Annotated in this window: 23 protein-coding genes; 13 read left to right on the top strand and 10 right to left on the bottom strand. The window is 70.6% G+C overall.

The window, feature by feature from the left end:
* Positions 1-61 precede the first annotated feature (61 nt).
* Complete coding sequence (locus tag WC555_RS01330; RefSeq protein WP_373250458.1) at positions 62-1,090, top strand: UbiA family prenyltransferase; 1,029 nt, start codon at positions 62-64, stop codon at positions 1,088-1,090.
* 11 nt (positions 1,091-1,101) lie between these two features.
* Positions 1,102-1,947, top strand: coding sequence for a DUF3298 domain-containing protein (locus tag WC555_RS01325; RefSeq protein ID WP_373250457.1), 846 nt, complete (start codon positions 1,102-1,104; stop codon positions 1,945-1,947).
* Here WC555_RS01325 and WC555_RS01320 read toward each other — a convergent pair.
* From WC555_RS01320 to WC555_RS01310, 3 genes are read right to left on the bottom strand one after another with little or no spacing between them, the layout of a single operon-like run.
* Positions 1,944-2,885, bottom strand: a complete 942-nt coding sequence (locus WC555_RS01320; protein ID WP_373250456.1) for an alpha/beta fold hydrolase — start codon at positions 2,883-2,885, stop codon at positions 1,944-1,946. The genes WC555_RS01325 and WC555_RS01320 overlap by 4 nt on opposite strands.
* Before the next feature lie 31 nt (positions 2,886-2,916).
* A complete protein-coding gene (locus tag WC555_RS01315; protein WP_373250455.1) occupies positions 2,917-3,114 on the bottom strand; it encodes a helix-turn-helix transcriptional regulator in 198 nt (65 codons plus the stop codon).
* A complete protein-coding gene (locus WC555_RS01310) occupies positions 3,114-3,521 on the bottom strand; it encodes a hypothetical protein (protein ID WP_373250454.1) in 408 nt (135 codons plus the stop codon). The genes WC555_RS01315 and WC555_RS01310 overlap by 1 nt, the downstream gene beginning before the upstream one ends.
* A gap of 145 nt (positions 3,522-3,666) precedes the next feature.
* Here WC555_RS01310 and WC555_RS01305 point away from each other — a divergent pair, with 145 nt between their 5' ends.
* The gene (locus tag WC555_RS01305; RefSeq protein ID WP_373250452.1) at positions 3,667-4,602 is read left to right on the top strand and encodes a fatty acid desaturase family protein; all 936 of its coding nucleotides are present in this window, start codon (positions 3,667-3,669) and stop codon (positions 4,600-4,602) included.
* A 52-nt stretch (positions 4,603-4,654) separates the two neighbouring features.
* Here the strand turns inward: WC555_RS01305 and WC555_RS01300 are convergent, their stop codons facing one another.
* Positions 4,655-5,344, bottom strand: a complete 690-nt coding sequence (locus WC555_RS01300; RefSeq protein WP_373250450.1) for an EF-hand domain-containing protein — start codon at positions 5,342-5,344, stop codon at positions 4,655-4,657.
* 311 nt (positions 5,345-5,655) lie between these two features.
* Between WC555_RS01300 and WC555_RS01295 the strand changes: the two genes are divergently transcribed.
* Both WC555_RS01295 and WC555_RS01290 read left to right on the top strand, forming a co-directional pair.
* Positions 5,656-6,036 carry a hypothetical protein gene (locus WC555_RS01295; protein WP_373250448.1) on the top strand — a complete coding sequence of 127 codons (381 nt, stop codon included), beginning with the start codon at positions 5,656-5,658 and terminating at the stop codon, positions 6,034-6,036.
* Positions 6,037-6,110: 74 nt separating this feature from the next.
* Positions 6,111-6,959 (top strand): neutral zinc metallopeptidase, encoded by an 849-nt coding sequence (locus WC555_RS01290; protein WP_373250446.1) that lies wholly within the window; start codon positions 6,111-6,113, stop codon positions 6,957-6,959.
* Here WC555_RS01290 and WC555_RS01285 read toward each other — a convergent pair.
* Both WC555_RS01285 and WC555_RS01280 read right to left on the bottom strand, forming a co-directional pair.
* Positions 6,956-7,903, bottom strand: coding sequence for a retropepsin-like aspartic protease (locus WC555_RS01285; protein WP_373250443.1), 948 nt, complete (start codon positions 7,901-7,903; stop codon positions 6,956-6,958). The genes WC555_RS01290 and WC555_RS01285 overlap by 4 nt on opposite strands.
* A 234-nt stretch (positions 7,904-8,137) precedes the next feature.
* Positions 8,138-8,959, bottom strand: a complete 822-nt coding sequence (locus tag WC555_RS01280; protein WP_373250441.1) for an LD-carboxypeptidase — start codon at positions 8,957-8,959, stop codon at positions 8,138-8,140.
* Positions 8,960-9,026: 67 nt separating this feature from the next.
* On the opposite strand from WC555_RS01280, the gene murC reads away from it, so the two are divergent.
* The 8 genes from murC to WC555_RS01240 all read left to right on the top strand — a co-directional run bounded on the left by murC (position 9,027) and on the right by WC555_RS01240 (position 18,646).
* Positions 9,027-10,436, top strand: a complete 1,410-nt coding sequence (gene murC, locus WC555_RS01275; protein WP_373250439.1) for a UDP-N-acetylmuramate--L-alanine ligase — start codon at positions 9,027-9,029, stop codon at positions 10,434-10,436.
* Between the two features lie 90 nt (positions 10,437-10,526).
* A complete protein-coding gene (locus WC555_RS01270; RefSeq protein WP_373250437.1) occupies positions 10,527-12,140 on the top strand; it encodes a response regulator in 1,614 nt (537 codons plus the stop codon).
* Between the two features lie 34 nt (positions 12,141-12,174).
* Complete coding sequence (locus tag WC555_RS01265; RefSeq protein WP_373250436.1) at positions 12,175-14,187, top strand: TonB-dependent receptor; 2,013 nt, start codon at positions 12,175-12,177, stop codon at positions 14,185-14,187.
* 53 nt (positions 14,188-14,240) lie between these two features.
* The gene (locus WC555_RS01260) at positions 14,241-14,891 is read left to right on the top strand and encodes a PepSY-associated TM helix domain-containing protein (protein ID WP_373250435.1); all 651 of its coding nucleotides are present in this window, start codon (positions 14,241-14,243) and stop codon (positions 14,889-14,891) included.
* Positions 14,892-14,898: 7 nt separating this feature from the next.
* Positions 14,899-15,405, top strand: coding sequence for a DUF2271 domain-containing protein (locus WC555_RS01255; RefSeq protein WP_373250434.1), 507 nt, complete (start codon positions 14,899-14,901; stop codon positions 15,403-15,405).
* 12 nt (positions 15,406-15,417) lie between these two features.
* Entirely contained in the window at positions 15,418-16,212 is a 795-nt protein-coding gene (locus WC555_RS01250; protein ID WP_373250433.1) for a DUF4198 domain-containing protein, read from the top strand.
* A gap of 152 nt (positions 16,213-16,364) precedes the next feature.
* Positions 16,365-17,279 (top strand): FAD:protein FMN transferase, encoded by a 915-nt coding sequence (locus WC555_RS01245; protein WP_373250431.1) that lies wholly within the window; start codon positions 16,365-16,367, stop codon positions 17,277-17,279.
* The gene (locus tag WC555_RS01240; RefSeq protein WP_373250430.1) at positions 17,276-18,646 is read left to right on the top strand and encodes a sulfite reductase subunit alpha; all 1,371 of its coding nucleotides are present in this window, start codon (positions 17,276-17,278) and stop codon (positions 18,644-18,646) included. Before WC555_RS01245 ends, WC555_RS01240 begins: the two co-directional genes overlap by 4 nt.
* A 160-nt stretch (positions 18,647-18,806) precedes the next feature.
* Here the strand turns inward: WC555_RS01240 and WC555_RS01235 are convergent, their stop codons facing one another.
* The 4 genes from WC555_RS01235 to WC555_RS01220 all read right to left on the bottom strand — a co-directional run bounded on the left by WC555_RS01235 (position 18,807) and on the right by WC555_RS01220 (position 23,236).
* Complete coding sequence (locus WC555_RS01235) at positions 18,807-19,484, bottom strand: Fe2+-dependent dioxygenase (protein ID WP_373250429.1); 678 nt, start codon at positions 19,482-19,484, stop codon at positions 18,807-18,809.
* A 7-nt stretch (positions 19,485-19,491) separates the two neighbouring features.
* Positions 19,492-21,750, bottom strand: coding sequence for a TonB-dependent receptor (locus tag WC555_RS01230; protein WP_373250428.1), 2,259 nt, complete (start codon positions 21,748-21,750; stop codon positions 19,492-19,494).
* Between the two features lie 102 nt (positions 21,751-21,852).
* Positions 21,853-22,362, bottom strand: a complete 510-nt coding sequence (locus tag WC555_RS01225; protein WP_373250426.1) for a group 1 truncated hemoglobin — start codon at positions 22,360-22,362, stop codon at positions 21,853-21,855.
* Position 22,363: 1 nt separating this feature from the next.
* Entirely contained in the window at positions 22,364-23,236 is an 873-nt protein-coding gene (locus WC555_RS01220; RefSeq protein WP_373250425.1) for a DUF3034 family protein, read from the bottom strand.
* Positions 23,237-23,352 lie beyond the last annotated feature (116 nt).

The following is a 23,352-nucleotide window of genomic DNA, read 5'->3' as shown; positions in this document are numbered from 1 at the left end:
AAGCCCTAACCCCTGACCCCCGCCCTTCACCCCTCCCCTCCGACAGGCTATCTCCACCCCCATGACCTCCGCCCCGCTTCCAGACGCCGGTTCGAACTGGGTGGACCGCCATGCGCCGGAACCCCTCAAACCCTGGCTCAAGCTCGGCCGCTTCGACCGTCCCGTCGGCATCTGGCTGCTGCTCCTCCCCGGCTGGCAGGGCATCGCCCTGGCCTGGGCGTCGGCCGCCGCTGGTCCGGCGGAAGCGGACGTCCTGCTGCGGCACGCCGTCACCCTCGCCGTGCTCTTCGCCCTGGGCGCCTGCCTGATGCGCGCGGCCGGCTGCGCCTTCAACGACATCGTCGACCGCAAGATCGACCGGCAGGTCGCGCGCACCGCCTCGCGGCCCGTCGCCTCCGGCCGGATCAGCGCCAGCCACGCCGGCATCTTCGTCGTCGTCTGCAGCTTCATCAGCCTGCAGATCCTGCTGGCGATGAACTGGACCACGGTGATGCTGGGCATTGGTTCGCTCGGGCTGGTCGCCGCCTACCCCTTCATGAAGCGGATCACATGGTGGCCCCAGGCTTGGCTCGGCCTGACCTTCAACTGGGGCGCCCTGATGGGCTTCGCGGCCTTCACCAGCGCCTTCCCCTGGGCCGGCATGCCCGCCTTCTGGCGCACCGGCGACCTGGTCCTGCAGACCCACGCCGGCCTGCCCGGACACCTCACGCTGGCCGCCCTTCTGCTCTACCTCGGCGGCGTCTTCTGGACGCTCGGCTATGACACCGTCTACGCCCTGCAGGACATCGAGGACGACGCCATGGTCGGGGTCAAATCCTCGGCCCGCAGGCTCGGCGACAAGGTTCCGCGCGGCGTCGCCGTCTTCTACGCCCTTGCGGTCGCCTGCGCCGCGGCGGCCGGCGGACTGGCCCGGCTCGGGCCGCTGTTCTGGATCGGCCTGGCCGGCTACGCCCTGCACCTGCTGTGGCAGGCCCGGCGCGTCCGCACCGGCGATTCCGCCCTCGCCCTGCGTCTGTTCAAATCCAACCGCGACGCCGGCTTCATCCTGCTTTCCGCCATCATCCTCGGCGCTGTATCGTGGCCGTTCTGAAGGAGTCCCGCATGACCGTTCTTCGCGCCCTGCTGCTGACCGCCGCCATCGCCGCGACCCTGTCCGCCTGCAACCGCGAGCGCGAACCCGCCGCGCCCCCGCCGGCCGCCCCGGGCGTGGCCGCCGTCGTCACCCCGGCGGCGGCCGCCGCCCCCATGGCCTTCGAGAGCAAGACGCCCTGGGCCGACGTCCGCCTGACCCTGCCCGACGCCGTCAGGGCCCAGACCGATCTCCATGCCCGCCTCTATGCCGAGGAGGTGCGCCGCCTGCGGCAGTTCACCGAGGGCGCCCAGGGCGAGCTGACCGAGGCCGGCGCCGACGCCGACCGGCCCAAATACCAGAAGACCATCACCATCACCGCCGCCGCCGAGACCGGCAAGCTGCTCAGCCTCAAGCGGACGGATTTCGACTATTCCGGCGGCGCCCACCCCAACACCCTCATGGACGGCCTGCTGTGGGACAAGGCGTTGAAGCGCCGGGTGGGGATCGCCGATCTCTTCGGCAAGGGCACGGATCTGACCGCCCTGGACCAGGCCCTGTGCTCCGCCATCAACACGGCCAAGCGCGCCCGCGTGCCCGACGGCGCCGGCGTCACCCTGGGCGGCAAGGACTTCTCCTGCCCCCGCGCCGCCGACACCCCCTTCGTCCTCACGCCGGGCGACACGCCGGGCAAGGCGGCGGGCCTGACCTTCCTGATCGGCCCCTATCAGGTCGGGCCCTATGTCGAGGGCGCCTATGAGATCGCCATCCCGGCCGCCGTCTTCCGCTCCCTGCTGGCCGTCGCCTACAGCGGCGAATTCGGCGGCCGGTTGATCAGGACCGGCGACGTCACCCCCGTGGCTCTGGCCCAGGGCTAGTCGGCCAGGAACTGGTCGACGATGGCGGCGAACCGCTCCGGCTGGTCGGCCATGATGAAATGCCGGCTGTCGTCGACCCGGATCAGGCGCACCCCGGGCAGGCCGGCGTATTCGCGGATCCACAGCGCATCGGCCATCGCCGCCGGAGCGCCGCCGTCCGCGTCCGCAGCGTAGATCGCCCAGACCGGCGTCGTCATGGCCGCCAGACCCGGCCGCAGGTCGGTCGTCATCACCTCGCGGATCGCCGAAGCCATCGCCCGCCGGTCCGAGGTCATGGACCACTCGACCATGGCGGCGCGGGTCGCCGGCGTCCGCGAATAGCCGATCGCCCCCCGCTCCTGGCCGGCGCGATAAGCCGCGTCGTCCGTCGCCATGATCCCCGCCGCCGCCTGATCCGCGAACGGCCGCGCGGTCTCGACCGTCGCCGTCGGCCCGAACAGGGCCGGAAAGAACGGCAGGCTGTCGACGCTCATCACCCGCCCGACCAGCCCGGGATGACGCTGGGCCAGCATCACCGCGCTCATCCCGCCCATCGAATGGCCGATGACCGCGGGCTGCTTCAGACCGGCCTCCCGGACATAGCGGGCCAGGTCCTCGACCGCCGGTTCGACGAACGGCCCGTCGCCATGGGTCCACGGCTCTCCGGCGAAGCCCGCCAGCTGCACCAGATGCACCCGATGCGTCGCCTTCAGCCGCTCCGCCTCGGCGCGCCAGACCTCCCGCCCCGAGGCGAAGCCGGGGATCAGGATCACGTCGGGTCCGCTCCCCGTGACCTCGACCGACAGGCGGTCCGAGGCGAAGGCGGGTGAGGCCTGGGCCACGGGCGCGGCCTCCACATGCGAGGCCAGCAGCAGCCCCCCTGCGACCGCAAATGACGCAGAGGCCAGCAACAAGGCGCGCAGGGTCGAACGCCCGACGAAGTGACGGAGGTGCAGCATGACGATGTCCTTTGAACGACGCCTGACGAGGTCAGCCGTGCGGGTTGTCGAAGATCTCTTCCACGGGCCGCGCGAACAGCACGGCGATGCGATAGGCCAGGTCCAGCGAGGGGTCGTGTTTCTCGGTCTCCAGCGCGTTCACGGCCTGCCGGGAGACCCCCAGCGCCTGCCCCAGTTGCTCCTGCGTCCAGCCGCGCTCGACGCGGAGCAGTTTCAGCCGGTTTTTCATCAGTTCGACGCCCGGATGAAGGGGGCCACGCATCCCATGATGCCCCAGAAGGCGGCGTAGACCAGCCAGCCCGGCAGATGCGGCGCCTCGGCGAAGGTCTCGGCGAATCCCCAGAACGTCGCCAACGCCATGGCCAGGCCGGCCGAGACGATGAACTGTTTGGCGGTCACGGCGCGGACGAACTCGTCGCTTTCCCGGATCAGGCTGAGGGTGGCCCAGAGCTGTCCGATCACCGGGGCGGAGACGGCGGCGGCCAGAATCCATCCCGCGGGCTTGCCGATCACTTCGTCGAAGACGTCCGTCACCATCATGGAGATGCAGATCAGCATATAGGGGACCATGAAGGCGAAGGTGCGAAGGACGTAGCGCCTGTGCGCCGCCGTTCCGGTCTTCCAGACGTTCAACATGACAAGTCCTCCTGACGCGATGTCATGCTTACCTTACATCGGGAATATGTCATGTCAACCTGACTTTTTGTCAGCTCCGACGGACATCGCTTCCGGCCGGCCCCTCCGGTTGGCGAGGCCCGGCGGCAGGCGTATCCTGCGGCCCATGCCCGCCGCTCCCCGCGTTCGCCCGACTGATCTGTTCACCCCCGATGAGTGGACGCCGTTCCAGACGCGCGCCGCCTGGGTCGGCCCGCTGCTGGTCCTCCATTGCTGGGCGGTGATCCTGCTCGCGACCCTCGCGGGCGTCCTCTGGCCGATCCTGATCCCGATCTGCGTCGCCGTCATCGGCACGCGTCAGCTCGGTCTCGCCATCCTGATGCACGAGGCCGCGCACGGCGGCCTGTCGTCGAACCGCCGGCTCAACGACGTCCTCGGCCACTGGCTGTGCGCCGTGCCGGTCGGCGCCTCCCTGCCCCTCTATCGGCCCTACCACCTGTCGCATCACAAATACGCCCAGCAGGCCGAGGACCCCGACCTCGTCCTGTCCGCCCCCTTCCCGGTCACCCGCGCCTCGCTGCGCCGCAAGATCATCCGCGACCTGACCGGCCAGACCTTCTTCAAGCAGCGCGTCCTCTACCTCTTCGAAGCCTTTCGCACCGGCCGCGACGAGGACATCGCCGAGGGGGCCGCGGTGACGGGCCGCAGCGTCGCTCCCTTCCTGCTGGTCAACGCGGCCCTCCTGGCGGCGGCCGCCCTCGCCGGCGTCTGGTGGGCGTATTTCGCCCTCTGGCTGCTGCCGCTCGCCACCTGGTTCCCGATGGTCACCCGCCTGAGGAACATCGCCGAACACGCCTGTGTCGAGGGCTCGGCGGACGACCCGTTCCGCGCCGCCCGCACCACCCGCGCCTCCTGGTGGGAGCGCGCCTTCATCGCCCCCTACTGGGTCAATTTCCACGCCGAGCACCACCTGTTCATGCACGTCCCCTGCTGGAAGCTTCCCGCCCTGCACCGGGCGGTGCGCGCCAGGCCGCAGGGCCAAGGCATGGAGGTGGCCGACGGCTATCTGGCGGTGCTGGCCAGGGCGTCGGCGAAGGCGTGATCCCCGCCCCGAGCCGGACAAGGGGAGCGGCCTTCCGGCCGCTCCCCTCCCTTCAGGCCGCCAGCGACCAGGTCGCCGCGTCGTCGGTGTCGGCGGAATAGGCCGCCATCTGCCGGGCGAAGGCCGCCGTGACCGCCGAGGTCAGCTCGTCCGCCCCCAGGCCGCCATCGCCGTCCGCATCCAGGGCGGCGAAGGCGTCGGACAGGGACGTTTGATCGTCCTCGCCGAGGGCTGTCGAGATCTCGTCGAGGCTCAGGGCCCCGCTCTCGTCCTTGTCGGCCGAGGCAAGGACGTCGGCGGCGATGTCCCCGGCCGATGGCGGCGGACCATGGGGGCGACCGGAACCAGGGGGAGCGAGGGACTTCAGTCCCGCGTCCAGTTCGTCCTGGTTGATCTGGCCATCGGCGTCTGCGTCCACCCGGGTGAAGGCCTGGCTCAGCGAGGCCTCGTCCGTGCGCAGGGACGCCGCCAATTCGGCGAGGCTGACCGTGCCGTCGCCGTTGGTGTCGGCCTCGTCGATGACGGCCGAGGCGGCGTCAGAGCCCTCCTCCTGGGTCTTCAACAGGGCCGACATTGTGTCAGCGCTGAAACCTCCGCCGCTCCCGGCGCCGGGCGGCGGACCGGGCGGCGGACCCGACGGTGGCCCCTTTGCGCTCCCGGACGCCGGACCGGCCGGCGGATTTTGCCCGGTCGGCTCCGTGGATCGGGTCTGAAACAGATCGCGCAGGGCGCTGAGCGCCATGCTCGATGTTGCAGCAGACGATGATGATATCTGCATCTCGGCTCCTTGGAAGGAAACGTCGGCGTCCCGCGACCTTATCAGGCCCCGTCCCGACACCCCGAAGGCGTGCAATATCGTCGCCGGAAACAGGGCGGACGGCCCCCGCTTGACCCCGACATTTCAGCCTTGAAACAAGTCCGCCCTGAACCTGCCCCGGGCCTTTCCGAAAGATGAAGATCGCTGACGCCGGTCGGGGCGCCGACTGCGGCGCAGGGAGATTTCCGGGAACGGCAGCGCTTGGCCCGGACGGGGTTCGCCCCCATCTTGTCGGCATGACCCGGATCCTCGCCGTCACCACCGCCGTGGCTGCCCTCGCCCTGCCGGCCATGGCCCAGGTCGCGCCCACAGCCCATCAACTCCCGCCCGGCCACGCCCGCTACCAGGCCGACCAGCACCGCTTCGAAATGGACCGGCTGCGCGCCCGGGCCGATCAGCGGGAAGCCTTCGCGCGACAGCTGGAGCTGGAAACCCGGCTGAACCGTCTCGAAATCGAGGCAGCCCGGCAGCCGGAGCCGGTCCAGCCCCCCGCCTGGCGGACCCTGCGCACCCCGGAGGATGAACGCGCCGCCCGCGAAGCGGCCACCCGCCGGCTTCGGGCCGCCACCGCCGGCGTCGGCCAGATCGACGCCTGGCTCGACCGGCCGGCCAACTAGGTCTGGCGCCACTGCATCCCTTCCCCTCCGTCCGCGTTCCGGCCTAGCTTGGATCAAAGGGACGGGAGAACGGTATGCGGTGGCAAGGCGGACGGCGTGGCGGCAATATCGAGGACAGGCGCGGCATGGGCGGCGGCGCGATCGCCGGGGGCGGCATCGGGGCTCTGGTGCTCGCGGCCATCGGCTATTTCGTCTTTGGCATTGATCCCTCCACCACGACGCAGCTGGCCAGCCAGTTCGGGGGCGTCGGCGCGGCTGAGGCGGGCAAGCAGGGCAGCCCGACCGATCAGGCCGGCGCCTTCGTCGATGTGATCGGCGCCAATATCGACGACGTCTGGAAGACAAAGCTCCAGGGCTACCAGCCGCCGACCGTCACCCTGTACGAACAGGGCACGTCGACCGGTTGCGGCTTCGGCCAGTCGGCGATGGGTCCCTTCTACTGCCCCACCGACCGCAAGGTGTATCTGGATCTCTCGTTCTGGCAGCAGCTGGAAACCGAACTGGGCGCCTCCAGCGCCGACTTCGCCCGCGCCTATGTCATCGCCCATGAATACGGCCACCACGTCCAGACCCTGACCGGCGCCTCACAGCAGGTGCAGGAGGCCCAGCAGCGCGCCTCGGGCCAGGCGGAAGCCAACCGCTATTCGGTGGCGCTGGAGCTGCAGGCCGACTGTTACGCCGGGGTCTGGGCCGCCAACGCCGCCGCCGTGTCGAACGGCGAGGTGGCGCTGGACGCCGGCGATCTGGAAGCCGGCATGCAGACGGCCTCGGCCATCGGCGACGACACCCTGCAGCGCCGTCAGGGCGGTCGCGTCCAGCCGGACGGCTTCACCCACGGCTCCTCGGCCCAGCGGGTCGAATGGCTGCGGCGGGGTTATGAATCGGGCGATCCAGCCGCCTGCGACACCTTCCAGTCGCTCTAGCCGACCGTCAGATCCAGCGGCCGGGACACGTGCAGCGTCCCGGCCCCCAGATCCAGCGCCACACGCCGGCCCGCGAACGCTTCCATGCCGACCAGCCCACCCGGAAAATTGGGCAACGGCGGCTGATCGAACACGCCGACGGGCACGCGCCGGTAGAGATGGTCCGCGAAGGTCACGGTCCGGGCTTCGACGATGGCGGTGCGGGCCGCGCCGCCCAGCACCAGATTCACCCCGCTGGTCTGGGGGCGCCCGTCCAGCAGGCCGGCCACCGTCGCCGTCTCGCGACTCAGTCCCAGCAGGGACGAGGCTCCGGTGTCGACCACGGCCTCGATCAGCGAGCCTTCGACCGTGACCTCCGCGATCAGGGCCGTGCCTGCGCGCCGCACTGGCGCCTCGCCGAGGTCCGACGGACGCAGGAAGGCCTCGCGCGACACCAGACGCGTGTGCCGCCGCGCCGGATCCAGCGCCAGCACGGCCTCGCCCAACACATCCTGTCCCAGGATCAGCGGCGTTCTCAGTCCCCGGTCTGACGCCAGCGGCCCCAGGTCGAGGATCGCCGCTCTCAGACCGCTGACCGTCAGGCCGGCCAGCTCCACATCCAGGGTCGTGCCCCGCCCCACCTGGGCGCCGCCGCCCACGCCATAGGCGACCAGGGGCATGTCGAACAGCGACCGCCCGGCGTCCGGCAGATCGGCGTGGAGGGCGCGGTCGATGACGGAATACTGGGCGCCGCTGTCGATCAGGGCGGCGGCCTGGCGCCCGCCCAGCCGCACCATGACGGTCGGCGCCACGCCGGGCCGCGCATAGGGCATCCAGGGCGTCGCCCCGCCGCTCGCAAAGGCCAGGGCGGGATCCGGCCACAACAGATGCTCGCGCGCCCACCAGGCGCCGCCCAGAACGGACGCGAGACCGGCCGTGCGGATCAGGAGGGAGCGGCGGTTCATCCCGGTGAAGATGGCGTGCAGGCCGCCCGGACGCCAGCGGCGCCGTTGTCGCGGTGGTGGGAGACGGCCCGGCCCGCGCCCCCCGACGCAGACCGGACCGCCACCGCGCGCCCATCCCCCGAAGGACGCGGTGCTGGCGGGGTCCCGAAGGACGCACCCGCTCGCTGCCCGCATCTGGCCCGGGGATTGGACGGGAGTCGATACGGTTCCCCGGCCGGGCGAACCGATGACGATCTACCTGTGGCCGAAGGGAACCACCTTGTTGTCGCGGTCGTGGCCGATGTCGGCCGGACCCAGATACGGAATCCCCGATCGCTGGCACCAGTACCGGACGATCTCCTCCGGCGTCAGGCCGAAGTCGGGCTCGTTGTAGGTGATGTCCGACACCCGCCCCATCCGTATGCCGGCCACCCGGCGGATCGACGCCTGGCCGGTCAGGTGGAACATCATCCGGTCGATCCGGTACAGCGGCTCGGAAACGTCCTCCAGCATCAGGACATGGTCCGTCAGGTCGGGCTCCAGGGCGGTTCCGACCAGGGCGTCGAGGATGCTGAGGTTGAAGGCGGCGGCCGGACGCGAATCCTCCGCCAGCGACGGCTCCCACGACGAAGGATCCCCTGACTTCAGCCAATTGATCGCCCGCCACGCCGTCGCGTCGTTGCGCACCGCGTCCGAGGCCATCGGCCCGTGCGCCAGATGCGGGAACCCGGCCTTGTAGAGCAGGGCCAGGATGCTGCCGGCGTCGGAATAGCCGAGATACCGCTTCTTGCGCGCGACCGGCTCCAGCCGCGGCAGCACCGCCTCGGCGATCCGGCACGAACCATAGCCGCCGCGCGCGAACCAGACGGCGTCCAGCCGTGGATCATTGGCGTATTCGACGAAGGCGGCGGCCCGGCTGGCGTCGTCGCCGCCGAAATGACCGTGCTTGCCGAAGCTGGCCGGGTGGAACACGACCTTGACCGACCCGTCCGGAATATTCGCTTCGAACCAGGCGTGCACCGCGTCGGCGCGCTCCCGGTTGAAGCGCGAACTGGCGTTGACGATGCCGATCTTCATGGACGTGTCTGGCCTCAGGCGTCGCCCGTGCTAGTCAGGCCGCCGGACATTCCCCGGTTTCGCCCTCATGAATCAAGACGACTATTTCTTCTGCGGCATCGGCGGGTCCGGAATGCTGCCCCTGGCCCTGATCGTTCAGGCGCAGGGAGGGCGGATAGAAGGCTCCGACCGCTCCCGCGACCAGGGCCGCACGCCCGAGAAATTCGCCTGGCTGGAGGCGCACGGCGTCACCCTGCATCCCCAGGACGGCTCGGGCGTCACCCGCGCCGGCCAGACCGTCGTCGCCACCGGGGCCATCGAGGACACGGTCCCCGACATCGGCGCAGCGAAGCGCGCCGGCGCCCGCATCGTCACCCGGCCGGAACTGCTGTCGCAGCTGTTCAACGCCGCCCCGGCGTCGATCGGCGTGGCCGGCACCAGCGGCAAGTCGACCATCACCGGCATGATCGCCTGGATCCTGCACCGGGCCGGCCGCGAGCCCACGGTCATGAACGGCGCGGTGATGAAGAATTTCGCCGACGCCGACCACCCCTTCGCCAGCGCCCTGATCGGCGGACCCGGGCTGTTCGTCTCCGAGGTCGACGAGTCCGACGGCTCCATCGCCCGCTACGATCCCACCGTCGCCGTGGTCTCCAACATCTCGCTGGACCACAAGTCGATGGAGGAACTGCGCGAGCTGTTCGGCGGCTTCACCGGCCGCGCGGCGAAGGCCGTGCTCAACCTCGACAACGTCGAGACCCAGGCGCTGGCCCAGTCCCTGTCCGCCGGCACGGTGATCACCTTCGCTCTCGGCGAGGAGTCCGCCACCCTGAACGCCCACGACCTGGAGCCCCTGCCCGCCGGCATGCGCTTCACCCTGACCGAACTCGGCGGCGAAAAACACGCCGTCGTCCTCAACGTCCCCGGGGCCCACAATGTCGCCAACGCCCTGGCCGCCCTCGGCGCCGTGCGCGCCATCGGCGTGCCGCTGGCGCAGGCGGTCGAGGCGCTGGAGGCCTTCGCCGGCATCCGCCGCCGCATGGAGGTGGTCGGGACCGCGAACGGCGTCACAGTCATCGACGACTTCGCCCATAACCCCGACAAGATCGCCGCCACCCTGAAGACCCTGCACGCCTTCGACGGCCGCCTGCTGATCCTGTTCCAGCCGCACGGCTTTGGCCCCCTGCGGCTGATGAAGGACGAATTCATCGACGGCTTCGCCGGCCTGCTGCGCGCGGAGGACGTCCTGCTGATGCCCGAGCCCGTCTATTTCGGCGGCACGACCGACCGCAGCGTCGGCTCGGAAGACATCGCCTCGGGCGTCCGCGCCGCCGGCCGCAGCGCCGAGGCCCTGCCCACGCGCGAGGCCTGCGGCGACCGGCTGGTCGCCCTCGCCCGCCCCGGCGACCGCATCGTCGTCATGGGGGCCCGGGACGACACCCTGTCGACCTTCGCCGCCGGCCTGGTCGACCGCCTGAGTCGTCCGCTTACAGATTGATTTTCAAGACAATCTCGCAAAACATTCATATACGGCAAAGCTCGCGTTAAGGGCTGCCCCCTATCCGTTCCGGCCAGGCAGGAGTTGCATATGGCCCGGATCGGAGACTTCGCGAGCGCCCCGGACCCCATCGGTCCGGACACGCCCGGCGCTGACGTTTTCGACCGTTTCCAGCGCGAGCCCGACACCCTCGTCATCGCCGTCGTCGACGCCGACCGGCGGCCCGTCGGGCTGATCGAGCGCAACACCTTCACCCTGCGGATGGCCGCCGAGTTCGGCCGCGCCCTCTACGCCAAACGGCCGGCGGCGACCTTCATGGACGCGGCCCCGCGCGTGCTCGACGCCGACGCCGACGCGGACATCCTGTTCCAGAGCGTCGACGCCGCCAATCTGGGCGCCCTGCTGAACGGCTTCGTGGTCACCTCGAACGGACGCTACGTCGGCGTCTGCGCCGGCGTGCACGTGCTCCAGGCCGGCAGCGCCATCCACCGCCGCCGGGCCGAGGAGATGGGCGCCCTGGCCCGGGACCTCGCCCGGGCCGAGGCCGAGGCCCGCGCCTCCAGCCGGGCCAAGTCCGAATTCCTCGCGGTGATGAGCCATGAGATCCGCACGCCGCTGAACGGCGTGCTGGGCGTCGCCGCCCTGATGGAGCGCGAACTGACCCAGAAGGCGATGAAGCCCTATGTCCGCACCATCCTGGACTCGGGCCAGAATTTGTTGCGGCTGCTGACCGACGCGCTCGACATGTCGCGGGCCGAGGCCGGGCAGATGGGGCTGGAGCCCGCCCCCGTCCATCTGGATACGGTCGCCGCCGACCTGCTGGCCCTGTGGAGCCCCCGCGCCCAGGAGAAGGCCCTGGCCCTGACCGTCGTACATGAGACCGACGGCCCCGACTGGGTTCTGGCCGACGAGATGCGGCTGAAACAGCTGCTCAACAACCTCATCGGCAACGCCCTGAAATTCACCCCGTCCGGCGGGGTCGACGTCGTCATCTCCAGCCGCTGGCAGGACGGCGCGGTCGCCATCACGGGCCGGATCGACGACAGCGGTCCGGGCATCGCCGACGACGTCGCCGAGACCGTCTTCCAGCCCTTCAACACCGGCCGCCCGGGCCGCGAGGGCGCCGGCGCCGGCCTGGGCCTCGCGATCTGCCGTCAGATCGTCGAGCGGATGGACGGCGACATCGGCGTCGAGCGTTCGCCCCGGGGCGGGGCGCGGTTCCAGTTCACCCTGTGCCTGCCCGGCGCGGGTCCCGAGGTGCTCGCCGCCTCGGCCAGGGCCGCCGAGCCCACGCCGCACGAGACCCTGCATGTCCTGGTGGTCGACGACAATGCGACCAACCGGTTCGTCGCCGAACGGGTCCTGACGCTGTTCGGCTGCACCTCCGACAGCGCCGAGAACGGCCTCGAGGCGGTCCGGAAGGTCCAGTCCCGGCCGTACGATCTGGTGCTGATGGACATCAAGATGCCGGTGATGGACGGGGTCGAGGCGACCCGGGCCATCCGGGCCCTGCAGGATCCCGTCAGCCGCATCCCGATCCTGGCCCTGACCGCCAACGCCGATCCCCGGGACGAGATCGAATATATCGCCGCCGGCATGGACGGCGTGTCGCAAAAGCCGATCCAGCCCGACGCCCTGCTCAACGCCATCCGTCTGGTGTTCAGCGACGTCGCGGCGCGGGCCGTGGTGTCGCAGGCCGCTTGAACCCGACGACGCCGTCTGGCCTAGGGTGGCGGCGATGCAGATCCCTCCTCCAGCCCCGCTTCCCGATATCGTCGTCACCGCCGCCCGCCTGCCGCCCGCGGCGGGAGAGGCGGCCTTCTCGGTCATCCGCCTCGACGCCGATGACCTGCGTCCGCAGCAGCGGCTGGACGAGGCCCTCGCCTCCGTGCCGGCCGTCTCGCTGTTCCGCCGCAACTCCAGCCTGGCGGCGAATCCGACGACCCAGGGGATCAGCCTGCGCGCCATCGCCCCTTCGGGCGCGGGCCGCACCCTGGTCACGCTGGACGGCGCGCCGCTGAACGATCCCTTCGGCGGCTGGGTGATCTGGTCCCAGGTTCCGACCGAGAGCCTGTCCGGCCTCGACATCGTCCGCGGCTCGGGCGCGGGCCCGTACGGCGCCGGCGCCCTGACCGGCGTCATCGCCCTGCGCGAACGGGATTCGGGCTCCGTGCTGGACGCCTCGGTCGCCGAAAGGGGCGGCGTCCGCCTCGCCGGCTCCGGCGCGACGACGCTGGGCCCGGTCCGGATCGTCGCCTCGGGCCTGTACGAGACCGGCGACGGCTACGTCCCCGTGCGCGGCTCCGTCGCCGGCGCCGCCGATGCGCCGCTGGACCTCGAGGTCCGCAGCGCCGCCCTGCGCGCCGACCTCCCGCTCGCCGAGGCCGTCGTCTCCCTCCGCGCCGCCGCCTTCGAGGAGGATCGCGGCTCCGGCCTCGACGGCGCCCGCGCCGCCGCCAGCGGGAACAGCCTGTCGGCCACGGCCGCCCTGCAGCCCCGCGCCGACCGCGCGGGCTGGCGGCTCCAGGCCTGGCGGCGCGAGAGCGATCTGGCCAACACCTCCGTCGCCGTGGCCGCCGATCGCGCCTCAACCACGCCCGCCAATGACCAGTACGAAACTCCGGCGACCGGCTGGGGCGTCAACGCCGCCCTGCGCCGCATCGCCGTCACCGGCGTCGCCCGGGTGGAACTGGAGCTGGGCGCCGACGCCCGCTTCAACGAGGGCGAGACGCGCGAGCGCTTCCGCTACATGGCGGGCGCCTTCACCCGCGACCGCGTCGCCGGGGGCGAGACCTCGGTCGCCGGAGTCTATGCCGAGGGCTCGTGGGACAGCGGCCCGTGGCTGGTCGCGGGCGGTCTGCGCTACGACGGCTGGCGCAACGGGAACGGCCGCCGTCGCGAACGCGATCTCGCCACCGGCCTGCCGACCCTGGACGAAGGCGATCCCGACCGCTCGGGTCAGGTGGTCAGCGCCCGTCTCGCCGCCCGCAGGGACATCGGAGGCGGCCAGGCCCTGCGCCTCGCCGCCTACACCGGCTTCCGCCCCGCCACCCTGAACGAGCTCCACCGCCCGTTCCGCGTCGGCAATGACCTGACCGAGGCCAACGCCGCTCTCGAGCCCGAACGGCTGGCCGGCGTCGAAGCCGGCTGGGCCTGGACCCGCGACCGCGCCTCCCTGACCGCGACCGCCTTCTGGACCCGGATCGAGGACGCCATCGTCAACGTCACCATCGGCCAGGGGCCGGGGACCTTCCCCCGCGCCGGCTTCGTGCCGGCGGGCGGCGTCCTGCGCCAACGCCAGAACGCCGGGACGATCGAGGCCACCGGGATCGAACTGGACGGCCGGGTCGAGCTGACCGGGGCCCTGTCCCTGCGCGCGGCCCTGTCCGCCACCGACGCCCGCGTCGACGGCGGAGCCCAGGCTCCGCAGCTCACCGGCCTGCGTCCGGCCCAGGCCCCGATCTGGAGCGCCGTCGCCGGCGCCGACTGGCGACCCGTCGAGCGGCTGACCCTGACCGCCGACCTGCGCTGGGAGAGCCGCCGGTTCGAGGATGACCTGAACAGCCGCGTCCTCGACGCCGCCCTGACGGCCGACGTCCGGGCCGAGTGGGCGCTGTCCCCGTCCGCCGCCGTCTGGATCGCCGCCGACAACCTGTTCGACGCCGGGATCGAGACGGGCGAGACCGGAACGGGCGTCGCCTCCTTCGGCCCGCCGCGCACCCTGTCCATCGGCGTCAGGCTGTCGCGCTGAACGGCCCGGCCAAAGTCATTGCAAATCGTTCGCAACTTCGGCACAAGCCGGGAGTGACCGAAACCGCCGCCCCGACCAAGCCCAAGCCGGCCCTGAACGCCAAGCGGTCGTTCTGGCTGAAGCAGTTGCATCAGTGGCACTGGATCTCGGCCGCCGTCAGCCTGATCGGCCTGCTGCTGTTCGCGGTCACCGGCATCACCCTGAACCACGCCGCCCAGATTCCCGCGACGCCCGATACGATCGAGCAGACGGGCCAGCTGCCCGCCCCCCTGCTGGCGCGCCTGTCCACCCTGCCCGAGGACACCACAGCCCCCGTCCCAGACGCGGTCGCGCGCTGGGCCTCGGACGCCTTCAAGGTCCGGATCGCCGGCCGCCCCACCGAGACCACGGCCGACGAGGTCTATGTCTCCCTGCCGGAGCCCGGCGGCGACGGCTGGCTGACCATCGACCGCGCCACCGGCGAGGCCCTGCGCGAGCGCACCACCCGCGGCGCCATCGCCTGGCTGAACGACCTGCACAAGGGTCGGAACACGGGCGTGGTCTGGTACTGGTTCATCGACGTCTTCGCCGCCGCCTGCATCGTCTTCGCCGTCACCGGTTTCGGCCTGACCTGGCTGCACGCCCGCCAGCGCCCCTCGACCTGGCCCCTGCTCGGCCTCGGTCTGCTGATACCCGCCGTCATCGCCCTTCTGTTCATTCACTGAGTTCCAGATGCGCCAGCTTCCCCTGATCCTGACCACCGCCGCGGCCGCCGCCATCGCCGGCCCCGCCCTGGCCGCGGACATCACCGTCGCGGTCGAGATTCCGCGCCTGTCGGTCGCCGCCTATCATCGCCCCTATGTCGCCGTCTGGATCGAGCGTCCCGACAACACCGCCGTCCGCACCCTCGCCGTCTGGTACGAAGTCTCCAACGTCGCCGAGGGCAAGGACTGGCTCAAGGACATGCGCACCTGGTGGCGCCGCGGCGGCCGCGCCCTGACCCTGCCCATGGACGGCGTCTCCAGCGCCACCAAGGCCCCGGGCCGCCATGCCGTGACCGTCCCCGCCGCCCGCCTGCGCGGCCTGCCCGCGGGCGACTACGTCATGGTGGTCGAGGCCGCCCGCGAACTGGGCGGCCGCGAGGCCGTCCGCGTGCCCTTCCGCTGGGGCGCCGCCAACACCGCCCGCGCCTCGGGCTCCACCGAACTGGGCGCCGTCAGCGTCACTGTCACCCGCTAAGGACTCCGCACCATGAAGAAGCGCATCGCCCTCCTCGCCGCTCTCGCCGCCTTCGCCCTGCCGATGTCGGCCCAGGCCCACCGCGCCTGGCTGGCCCCGACCTCGACCGTTCTGTCGGGAACCGAGGCCTGGGTCGGCTTTGACGCCGCCATGTCGAACGGCGTCTTCATCCCGGACCACGCCGCCATGCGGCTGGACGGTCTGACCATCACCGCGCCGGACGGATCCACCGCCGCGCCCGTCAACACCATGGTCGGCAAATACCGTTCGACCTTCGACCTGCATCTCACCCAGGCCGGCACATACCGGATCGCCAACGTCTCGGGCGGCGTCATGGTCAGCTACAAGCAGGGCGGCGAGAGCAAGCGCTGGCGCGGCGCCGAGGCCGACATGGCCGCCAATATTCCGGCCGACGCCACCGAGGTGGTCGCCACCCGCTCGAACAGCCGCACCGAGACCTTCGTCACCCTGGGCGCGCCTTCGGACATCATCCTGACCAACCAGGGCCTCGAACTGGCGCCCGTCACCCACCCCAACGACCTGGTCGCGGGCGAGGCCGCCACCTTCAAACTGGTCCGCGACGGCCAGCCGGCCGCCGATCTGGAAGTGACCATCGCCCGCGGCGGCACGCGCTATCGCGACAACCCCGAAGAGATGACGGTCCGCACCGGCGCGGACGGCTCCTTCACCGTCACCTGGCCCGAAGCCGGCATGTACTGGATGAACGCCTCGATCCGCACGCCCGCCTCGGGTTCGCAGCTGGCCGCGAGCGCCGCATACAACGGCGTCGTGGAAGTGCTGCCCTGACCGGAACACCACGAGACCCGCGGGGCGCGCCGCCGCCGGTCGCCATCGGCGAGCCGGCGGCGCAGCCGGACAACCGCGTCCTGATCCCGACCCACGGCCGGACGCCCGTCCTGCCGACGGGCGATGTTCTCTGGGACTTCGCCGGCGAGACCATGGGCACGGACTGGGCCGTGCGGCTGGTTCCGCCCGAAGGGCTGGACCGCACGGCGTTCCAGACGGCGATCGAGGACGAACTGACGGCCATCATCGCCCTGTTCAGCCATTGGGACCCGACCTCCGAACTGGCCCGCTTCAACGCGGCGCCGGCCGGTTTCTGGGCCGTGTCCGAGCCGTTCTGGGCGCTGCTGAACACCGCCCTCGATCTGGCTGACGACACCAACGGCGCCGTCGATCCGACGCTCGGGGCCCTGGTCGACCTGTGGGGTTTCGGCCCGCCCGGTCCGCGCCCCGACGTCCCGTCCGACGAGGCTGTCGCCGCCGCCCGCGCCCTCAGCGGCTGGGGCGTCCTGCGCCTCAACCGCGAGGCCCGCGCGGTCCAGCAGCTGGGCGGCGTCAAACTGGACCTGTCAGGCATCGCCAAGGGCCACGCCGTCGACCGCGTCTCGGACCGCCTGACCGCCCTCGGCGCCGTCCATCACCTGGTCGAGATCGGCGGCGAATTGCGCGGCGCCGGGGTCAAGCCGGGCGGCCACCCGTGGTGGGTCGAACTGCAACAGGCCCCCGGCACGCCCGCGCCGCGCACCGCCGCCGCCCTGTTCGACATGGCCGTCGCCACCTCGGGCGACTGGGTCCGGCGGTTCGAGGTCGCCGGCCAGTCGTACAGCCACACCCTCGACGGCCGCACCGGCCGGCCCGTCGACCACGGCGTGGCCTCCGTCACAGTCCTCGCCGACACCGCCCTCTACGCCGACGCCATGGCCACCGCCCTGACCGTCATGGGCCCCGAGGAGGGCCCGGCTTACGCCGAGGCGCTGAACATCGCCGCCGCCTTCGTCATCCGTACGGACACCGGCGTGACCGAGGTCGTCTCGCCCGCCTTCGCCGCCATGGCCGCCGAGGGCGCGTGACCGCCGATCCCGTTCGCTGGCTGTGGACCGGCGTCGCGGTCGGCCTCTGGCTGCTGGTCGTAGCCGCCGTCGCCTGGAGCGGAGCCCGCGCCCGCCGCGCCGCCGCGTCCCGCGCGGGGGCCTTGGACTCCTCCGGCTCGGACGCGGCCACCGTCGCCTTCGCCAGCCAGACCGGACTTGCGGAGGAACTGGCCTGGATGACCGCGCGCAGCCTGTCCGACGCCGGGACCAGCGTCCGCGTCATGCCGCTGGGCGACCTCGACGCGGCCGCGCTCAAGGCCGCGGGCCGGCTGCTGGTCGTCGCCTCCACCACCGGAGAAGGCGATGCGCCGGACGGCGTCTCGCGCTTCGTGCGTCAGACCATGGGCGCCCCCGTCGATCTTTCCGGCCTGGGCTACGGCCTGCTGGCGCTCGGCGACCACACCTACAACGACTTCTGTGGCTTCGGCCGCGCTCTGGACGGCTGGCTGCAGCGGTCAGGGGCTGAGCCCCTGTTCGACCGGGTCGAGGTCGATAACGGCGACGCCGGCGCCATCCGGGACTGGCAGCATCAGCTGGGCCTGCTGACGGGCTCCACCATCCAGCCCGACTGGACGCCGCCGGCTTTTGATCGCTGGACCCTGGTCGAGCGCCGCCACCTCAATCCGGGCAGCCCGGGCGGCGAGGCATGGCTGTTGGCCTTCGCGCCTGACGGTCACGCCCCGGACTGGGTCGCGGGCGACATCGCCGAGATCGGCCTGCCGGCGCGCGCCGACGGGACCGACCCCGGCAGCCGCGAATACTCCGTCGCCTCCCTGCCGGGCGACGGCCGCGCCGAGTTCATCGTCCGCCGCCTGACCCGCCCCGACGGCTCGCCCGGCCTTGCCTCGGGCTGGCTGACGCATCACCTCGCGATCGGCGACGCCATCGACATGCGCATCCGCCCCAACCGGAGCTTCCACGGCCCCGCGCCCGAAACCCCGCTGATCCTGATCGGCAACGGCACGGGTCTGGCCGGGCTCCGCGCTCACTGGAAAGCCCGCGCCGGCCGGCCGCACGGCGGCGTCTGGCTGATGTTCGGAGAACGCACCCGCGCCCATGACGCCTTCCTCGACGACGAGCTTCAGGCAGCCCTCAGGACCCGCGACCTGACCCGTCTCGACCGTGTCTTCTCGCGCGACGCCGCGGACGGCCGCTACGTCCAGCGCCTGATCGCTCAGCACGCGGACGAACTCGTTTCCTGGGTGGATCGCGGCGCGGTCATCCTCGTCTGCGGCAGTCTCGAGGGGATGTCCCGCGGCGTGCACGCGGCGCTCGAATCCGCCCTCGGAGCCGAACGCCTTCCCGTCCTGACCGAAACCGGCCGCTACCGTCGCGATGTCTATTAGGCGCGTGTCGCGGATGTCGCGGATGTCACGACCCGATGTGTCGGACGTGTCATCGATGTACCGGCGGATTGTGTCGCATGTCTCGCCGGATTGTCGCGCATATCCCGGCCCGTAGTGGTCGAAATAGCCGGTTTTCGCGCCCCGGGCGTTGTCGAAATGGTCAGGCCTCGGCCCAGCGCCGCAGCAGGTTGTGATAGACGGCCGTCAGCTCCAGCACCGCGGCGTCCTGCGGCCCCTTGTCGGCGCTGATCCGCTGGATGGCCACGTCCAGCCGGAACAGGGTCTCGCGATCCGCGTCGTCGCGCACCAGGCTCTGGATCCAGAAGAAGCTCGAGACCCGCGCGCCCCGCGTCACCGGCGTGACCTGGTGCAGGCTCTTGGACGGATAGAGGACCATGTCCCCGGCCGGCAGTTTGACGCTCTGCGGGCCGTACATCTCCTCGACGATCAGCTCGCCGCCGTCGTAATCCTCCGGCTCCGACAGGAACAGGGTCGCCGACAGGTCGCTGCGGATCCGGACAGGGCCCCGCTGGCGAATGGCGTTGTCGACGTGCAGGCCGAACCGTTCCCCGCCCTCATAGCGGTTGAACAGCGGCGGAAAGACCGTGTGCGGCAGGGCCGCCGAGACGAACATCGGATTGGCGTTCAGCGCCTGCTGGATCAGCGCCCCCACCTCGCGCGCCTCGGCGCTGTCCTCGGGCAGTTGCCGGTTGACCTTGGCCCCGGCCGACTGGTGGCCCGAGGTGACGTTGCCGTCGACCCACGGCCCGGCGTCCAGCCGCGCCCGCAGGGTTGCGACCTCGTCCTTGGTGAAGACGCCGGGGATGTGCAGCAGCATGGGCGGATCAGTACCTCAGATTCAGCGTCAGGATAGCCTGCCGCGCCGGCGCCACATCGGCGTGGTGCACGCCGTTGGTGCGCAGGATGTATTCCTCGTCGCCCGCGTTCTGGACGTTCAGCTGCAGCGAGGCGGTGTCGTTCAGGTCGTAAGACGCGAACAGGTCGACCCGGGTCCAGGCCGGGGCATAGACGCGGTTGGTCCCGCCGCCCGCGCCGCCCTGATTGCCCCCGAAGCTGTCCGACACATGGTAGACGCCGCCACCCAGGCTCAGTTTCGGCGTCACGCGGTAGGTCGAGAACAGGCTGAACGAATGCTCGGGCGTATTGGCCAGCGGGTCGCCGACATTGACGTTGCTGTAGGCGCCCGAAACCAGCTCGCTGTCCATCCAGGTATAGCCGCCGAACACCTGCCACTGGCGGGTGACATTGCCGGACACGCCCAGTTCGATCCCCTTCACCTCGGCCTCTCCGGCCTGTTCGAAGACGCCGGGCGAGACCTGGATCTGGGCGTTCTCGCGCGTCAGCAGGAAGGCCGCCGCCGAGACCGAGAGGCGGTCGCCGAACAGATTGGCCTTGGCCCCGACCTCATAGCTGATGGTCTCTTCCGGATCGAGCACGGCGCCGGCCAGGTTGCCCGAACCGGTTCCGTTGCCGCCGGTGCTCTGATCTCCGCCCGCGGTGATCGGCGGCGTGGCGGAGGTGGCGTAGGAGACGTAAAGGCTCGAACCGGCCGTCGGCTTGTAGACCAGCCCGACCTGGTAGTTGAGGAAGTCCCAGTCGCCGCCGACCGGCGTATAGACCGGAGCCGCCGCATTGCCCGACGCGCTCAGGCCTTCGACCGAATAGCCGTCATGGCGCAGACCCAGATTGACCACGAACCGCTCGCCGAGCTCGATCGAGTCGAGGGCGTAAAGACCGACCGTGTCGGTGGTCGCGTCGCTGATCAGGCCCCGGACAATGGCGCCCGTCCACGGATCCTGAGGGTTCGGGGCGTACACCGGCGTGCAGTCAAAACCGGTCAGGGGTGCAGGACAGGCCGAGCCGCTCGTCGTGGTGACAGTGTAGGACGCATTCTTGTTGGTCTCGCTCGCCAGCTCCAGGCCGATGTCGAAGCTGTGGCGCAGGCCGCCGGTCGAGAACCGCCCGGTCAGGTCGGTGACGTTGGCGATGGTCTGGGTCGGGTTCCAGCGCGACTTGGTCCCGCGCTTCATCCACCAGGTCCCGCCGATCAGGGCCGCGCCGCCGTTGGCGACATTGCCGCCGTCGCCGGGGTTGGTCACCACATAGTCGTTCAGGGTTTCGGACCAGCGGCTGACGTTGCGAAGCGTCAGATTGTCATTGAACGCATGCTCGAAATCGAAGGTGAAGGTGTCGACCGTATTGGTCAGATAGTCCCGCGCCTCCAGGCCGTAGAAGCTGTCATGGGGCACATCCAGAATGCCGCTGTCGGTCGTGCGCACGCCGATCTTGGTGAACAGCGGGACGCCGTAGTCGGGCATCTGGTTCGAGGTCAGGTGATAGTAGCTGAAGGTCGCGGTCGAGCCCGTGCCCAGACCCGCCGCCAGCGACAGGCCGACGCCCCATTTGTCGTAGTCGACGCTGTCCCGCCCGGGCACGTCGCCCTCCGAACCCATCAGATTGATCCGCAGGCCGGCCGTCTCGCCGAGGTTCCAGTTCTGATCGACCGTCGCCCGCAGATAGCCGTCGGTCCCGGCGCCGAGGCCGAAGCGGGTGAAGTCGGTCAGCCGCGGGGCCTTGGACCCAAGGTTGATGCTGCCGCCGCCCGAACCCCGGCCGGAATAGACCGCGTCCGGCCCCTTGATGACCTCGACCTGCTCGAGGTTGAAGACCTCCCGCTGCTGGCCGCCGCTGTCGCGAATGCCGTCGACGAAGATGTTGTTGCCCGAGGACTGGCCCCGGATGAACGGCCGGTCGGCCAGCGGCTGGCCGCCTTCGCCGGCGCCGAAGGTGATGCCCGGCGAGGTGCGCAGGATGTCCTGCAGCGAGGTCGCTCCCGTTTGTTCGATGATCTGCTGGGGAATAATGGTGACCGAGCGCGGGGTGTCGACCAGGGGCGCCACGAATTCGGAACCCGTCGGTTCACGCCTCACCGGGCGACCATCGACGGTGACGGTCTCCAGCGTCGTCGCCTCCTGAGGTTCTCCGTCCGGTCCCGGTTCGGCCAGGACCGGGCCCGCCATCAACATTCCAGCGGCGCTGGAGGCGAACAGAAGGGCGCGAAGCGCGTCGGCGCGGGAGGTCATGGGGCGATCCGGGAGGCTTGAAGTTGCGATCAGCTCGCAATATCAGCTTCACCGGACCACGCAATCAAAATTGCGAATAAGTCGCAATATTATTCGCTGACGCTACCGCGTGACGATGTCCCGGCGCATCGGAGCCAGCCTGGCCAGGAACCGGTTCTGGGTCCGGAAGGGTATGTTCTCCGCATCCATGGCGTTCTGCAGGTGCTCGATCAGGGCCCCCATGTCAGCGGGTTGCAGGCCCAGGTCGTCGTGCGCATCGACCATCGACCGCCCGGTGTAGCCACAGTCGCCGCCCAGCACGTAACAGAACTGTTCCTTGAGCGTCCGCCGCAGCCGGACCATGTCGGTGGCGACGAAGATGCCCGCCGTCCGGGGATCGGCTTTCGCCCCGTCCAGCATGCTGTCGACCATCCGGTCGATGCCGGCCCGCCCGTGGAAGGCCTCGAACATGGCCGTGCCGGTGAAAGGGGTTGCGCCCGCGTTCGCATCGGCGACGGCATAGGCGTCGACGGCTTCCTCGCCCGGGCCATGCGCCGGGTCCTGGGCGACGGCGGCGCCCGCGGCGAGGACGGAACCGACGAGGACCGCCATGAACAGGGATCGGCCGATCATCTCAGAACCCCGCCTGTAGCGAAACATAGAGGCCCCGCTGGTCGTCGAAGGTGGCGATGGAGCCCAGATCCGCCCACGCCGCCGTCACCGACAAATGCTTGTTGATCGCATACGCCGCATAGACGTCGAACCAGTCGTCCTCCGCGGCGAAGGACAGATTGTCCGGCTTGGTCCGGTATTCCGCCCCCACCACCAGATTGCGGCTCAGCAGCCAGCCGACCGATCCCTCGAACTGGGCCTCGCGGTCGTCATTGGCGTCCCCGCCAAAGCCCAGCAGGCCCGTCTGGTTGGCGTTGGTCAGCCGCACTGTCCCGGACACCAGCACGCTTTGAGCCAGAAACAGTTTTGACGCCGCGATATAGAATTCCGTGCCCTGATCGTCCTGTCCGCCGACCGCCGCGATGACCGCGCCCTGGTCGTTCGTCTTGTGCTGCACGCCCACCGCGATCTGCGGCGCCCAGCGGTCCTGGTCATAGACCGCGTCGCCCGTCAGCCGGACCTTTACCCCGATCACGTCCTGGGTGAAGGTGAAGCCCTGACCCAGCCCCAGCAGGGCGCCGGCGGCGCCGGTGTCGAACGCCTGTCGCGCCGCCGACAGCTCGACCCGGTCCCACAGGCCGACAGCGAAACCCGCCGTACGAAACTGGTAGTCCGGCAGATCGACGAACGTGGCATGGACGTTCGCGCCGATCCCGTCCTCCTCGCCATAGCCGGTCACCGTGGCCCAGGTCGCTATGCCGCCGCCGCCCGACCCCTCGATGCTCGAAACTCCGCCGGTCAGCAGCAATTTGCCCCCGGCCCGCGCTTCCGGAATGAAAGACTGGGCCTCGGCGCCGCCGGTCACGGCCGAGACAAGCAGCGTCAATGCAATCACTCGTCGGTCCACGCCCTGATCTCCACCCGTGACATCGCCGATACGGAAACGTGGTTAAGGCCGAGTAAAATCCAACAAGCTTGACTGTATGTGCATTCGAAAAATATGTAATGAGA

Origin of the sequence: Brevundimonas sp., assembly GCF_041648615.1 — a bacterium.
Taxonomy (GTDB): Bacteria; Pseudomonadota; Alphaproteobacteria; order Caulobacterales; family Caulobacteraceae; genus Brevundimonas.
The sequence above is the reverse complement of the archived record's forward strand: the minus strand, read 5'-3'. Positions and strand labels throughout refer to the sequence as shown.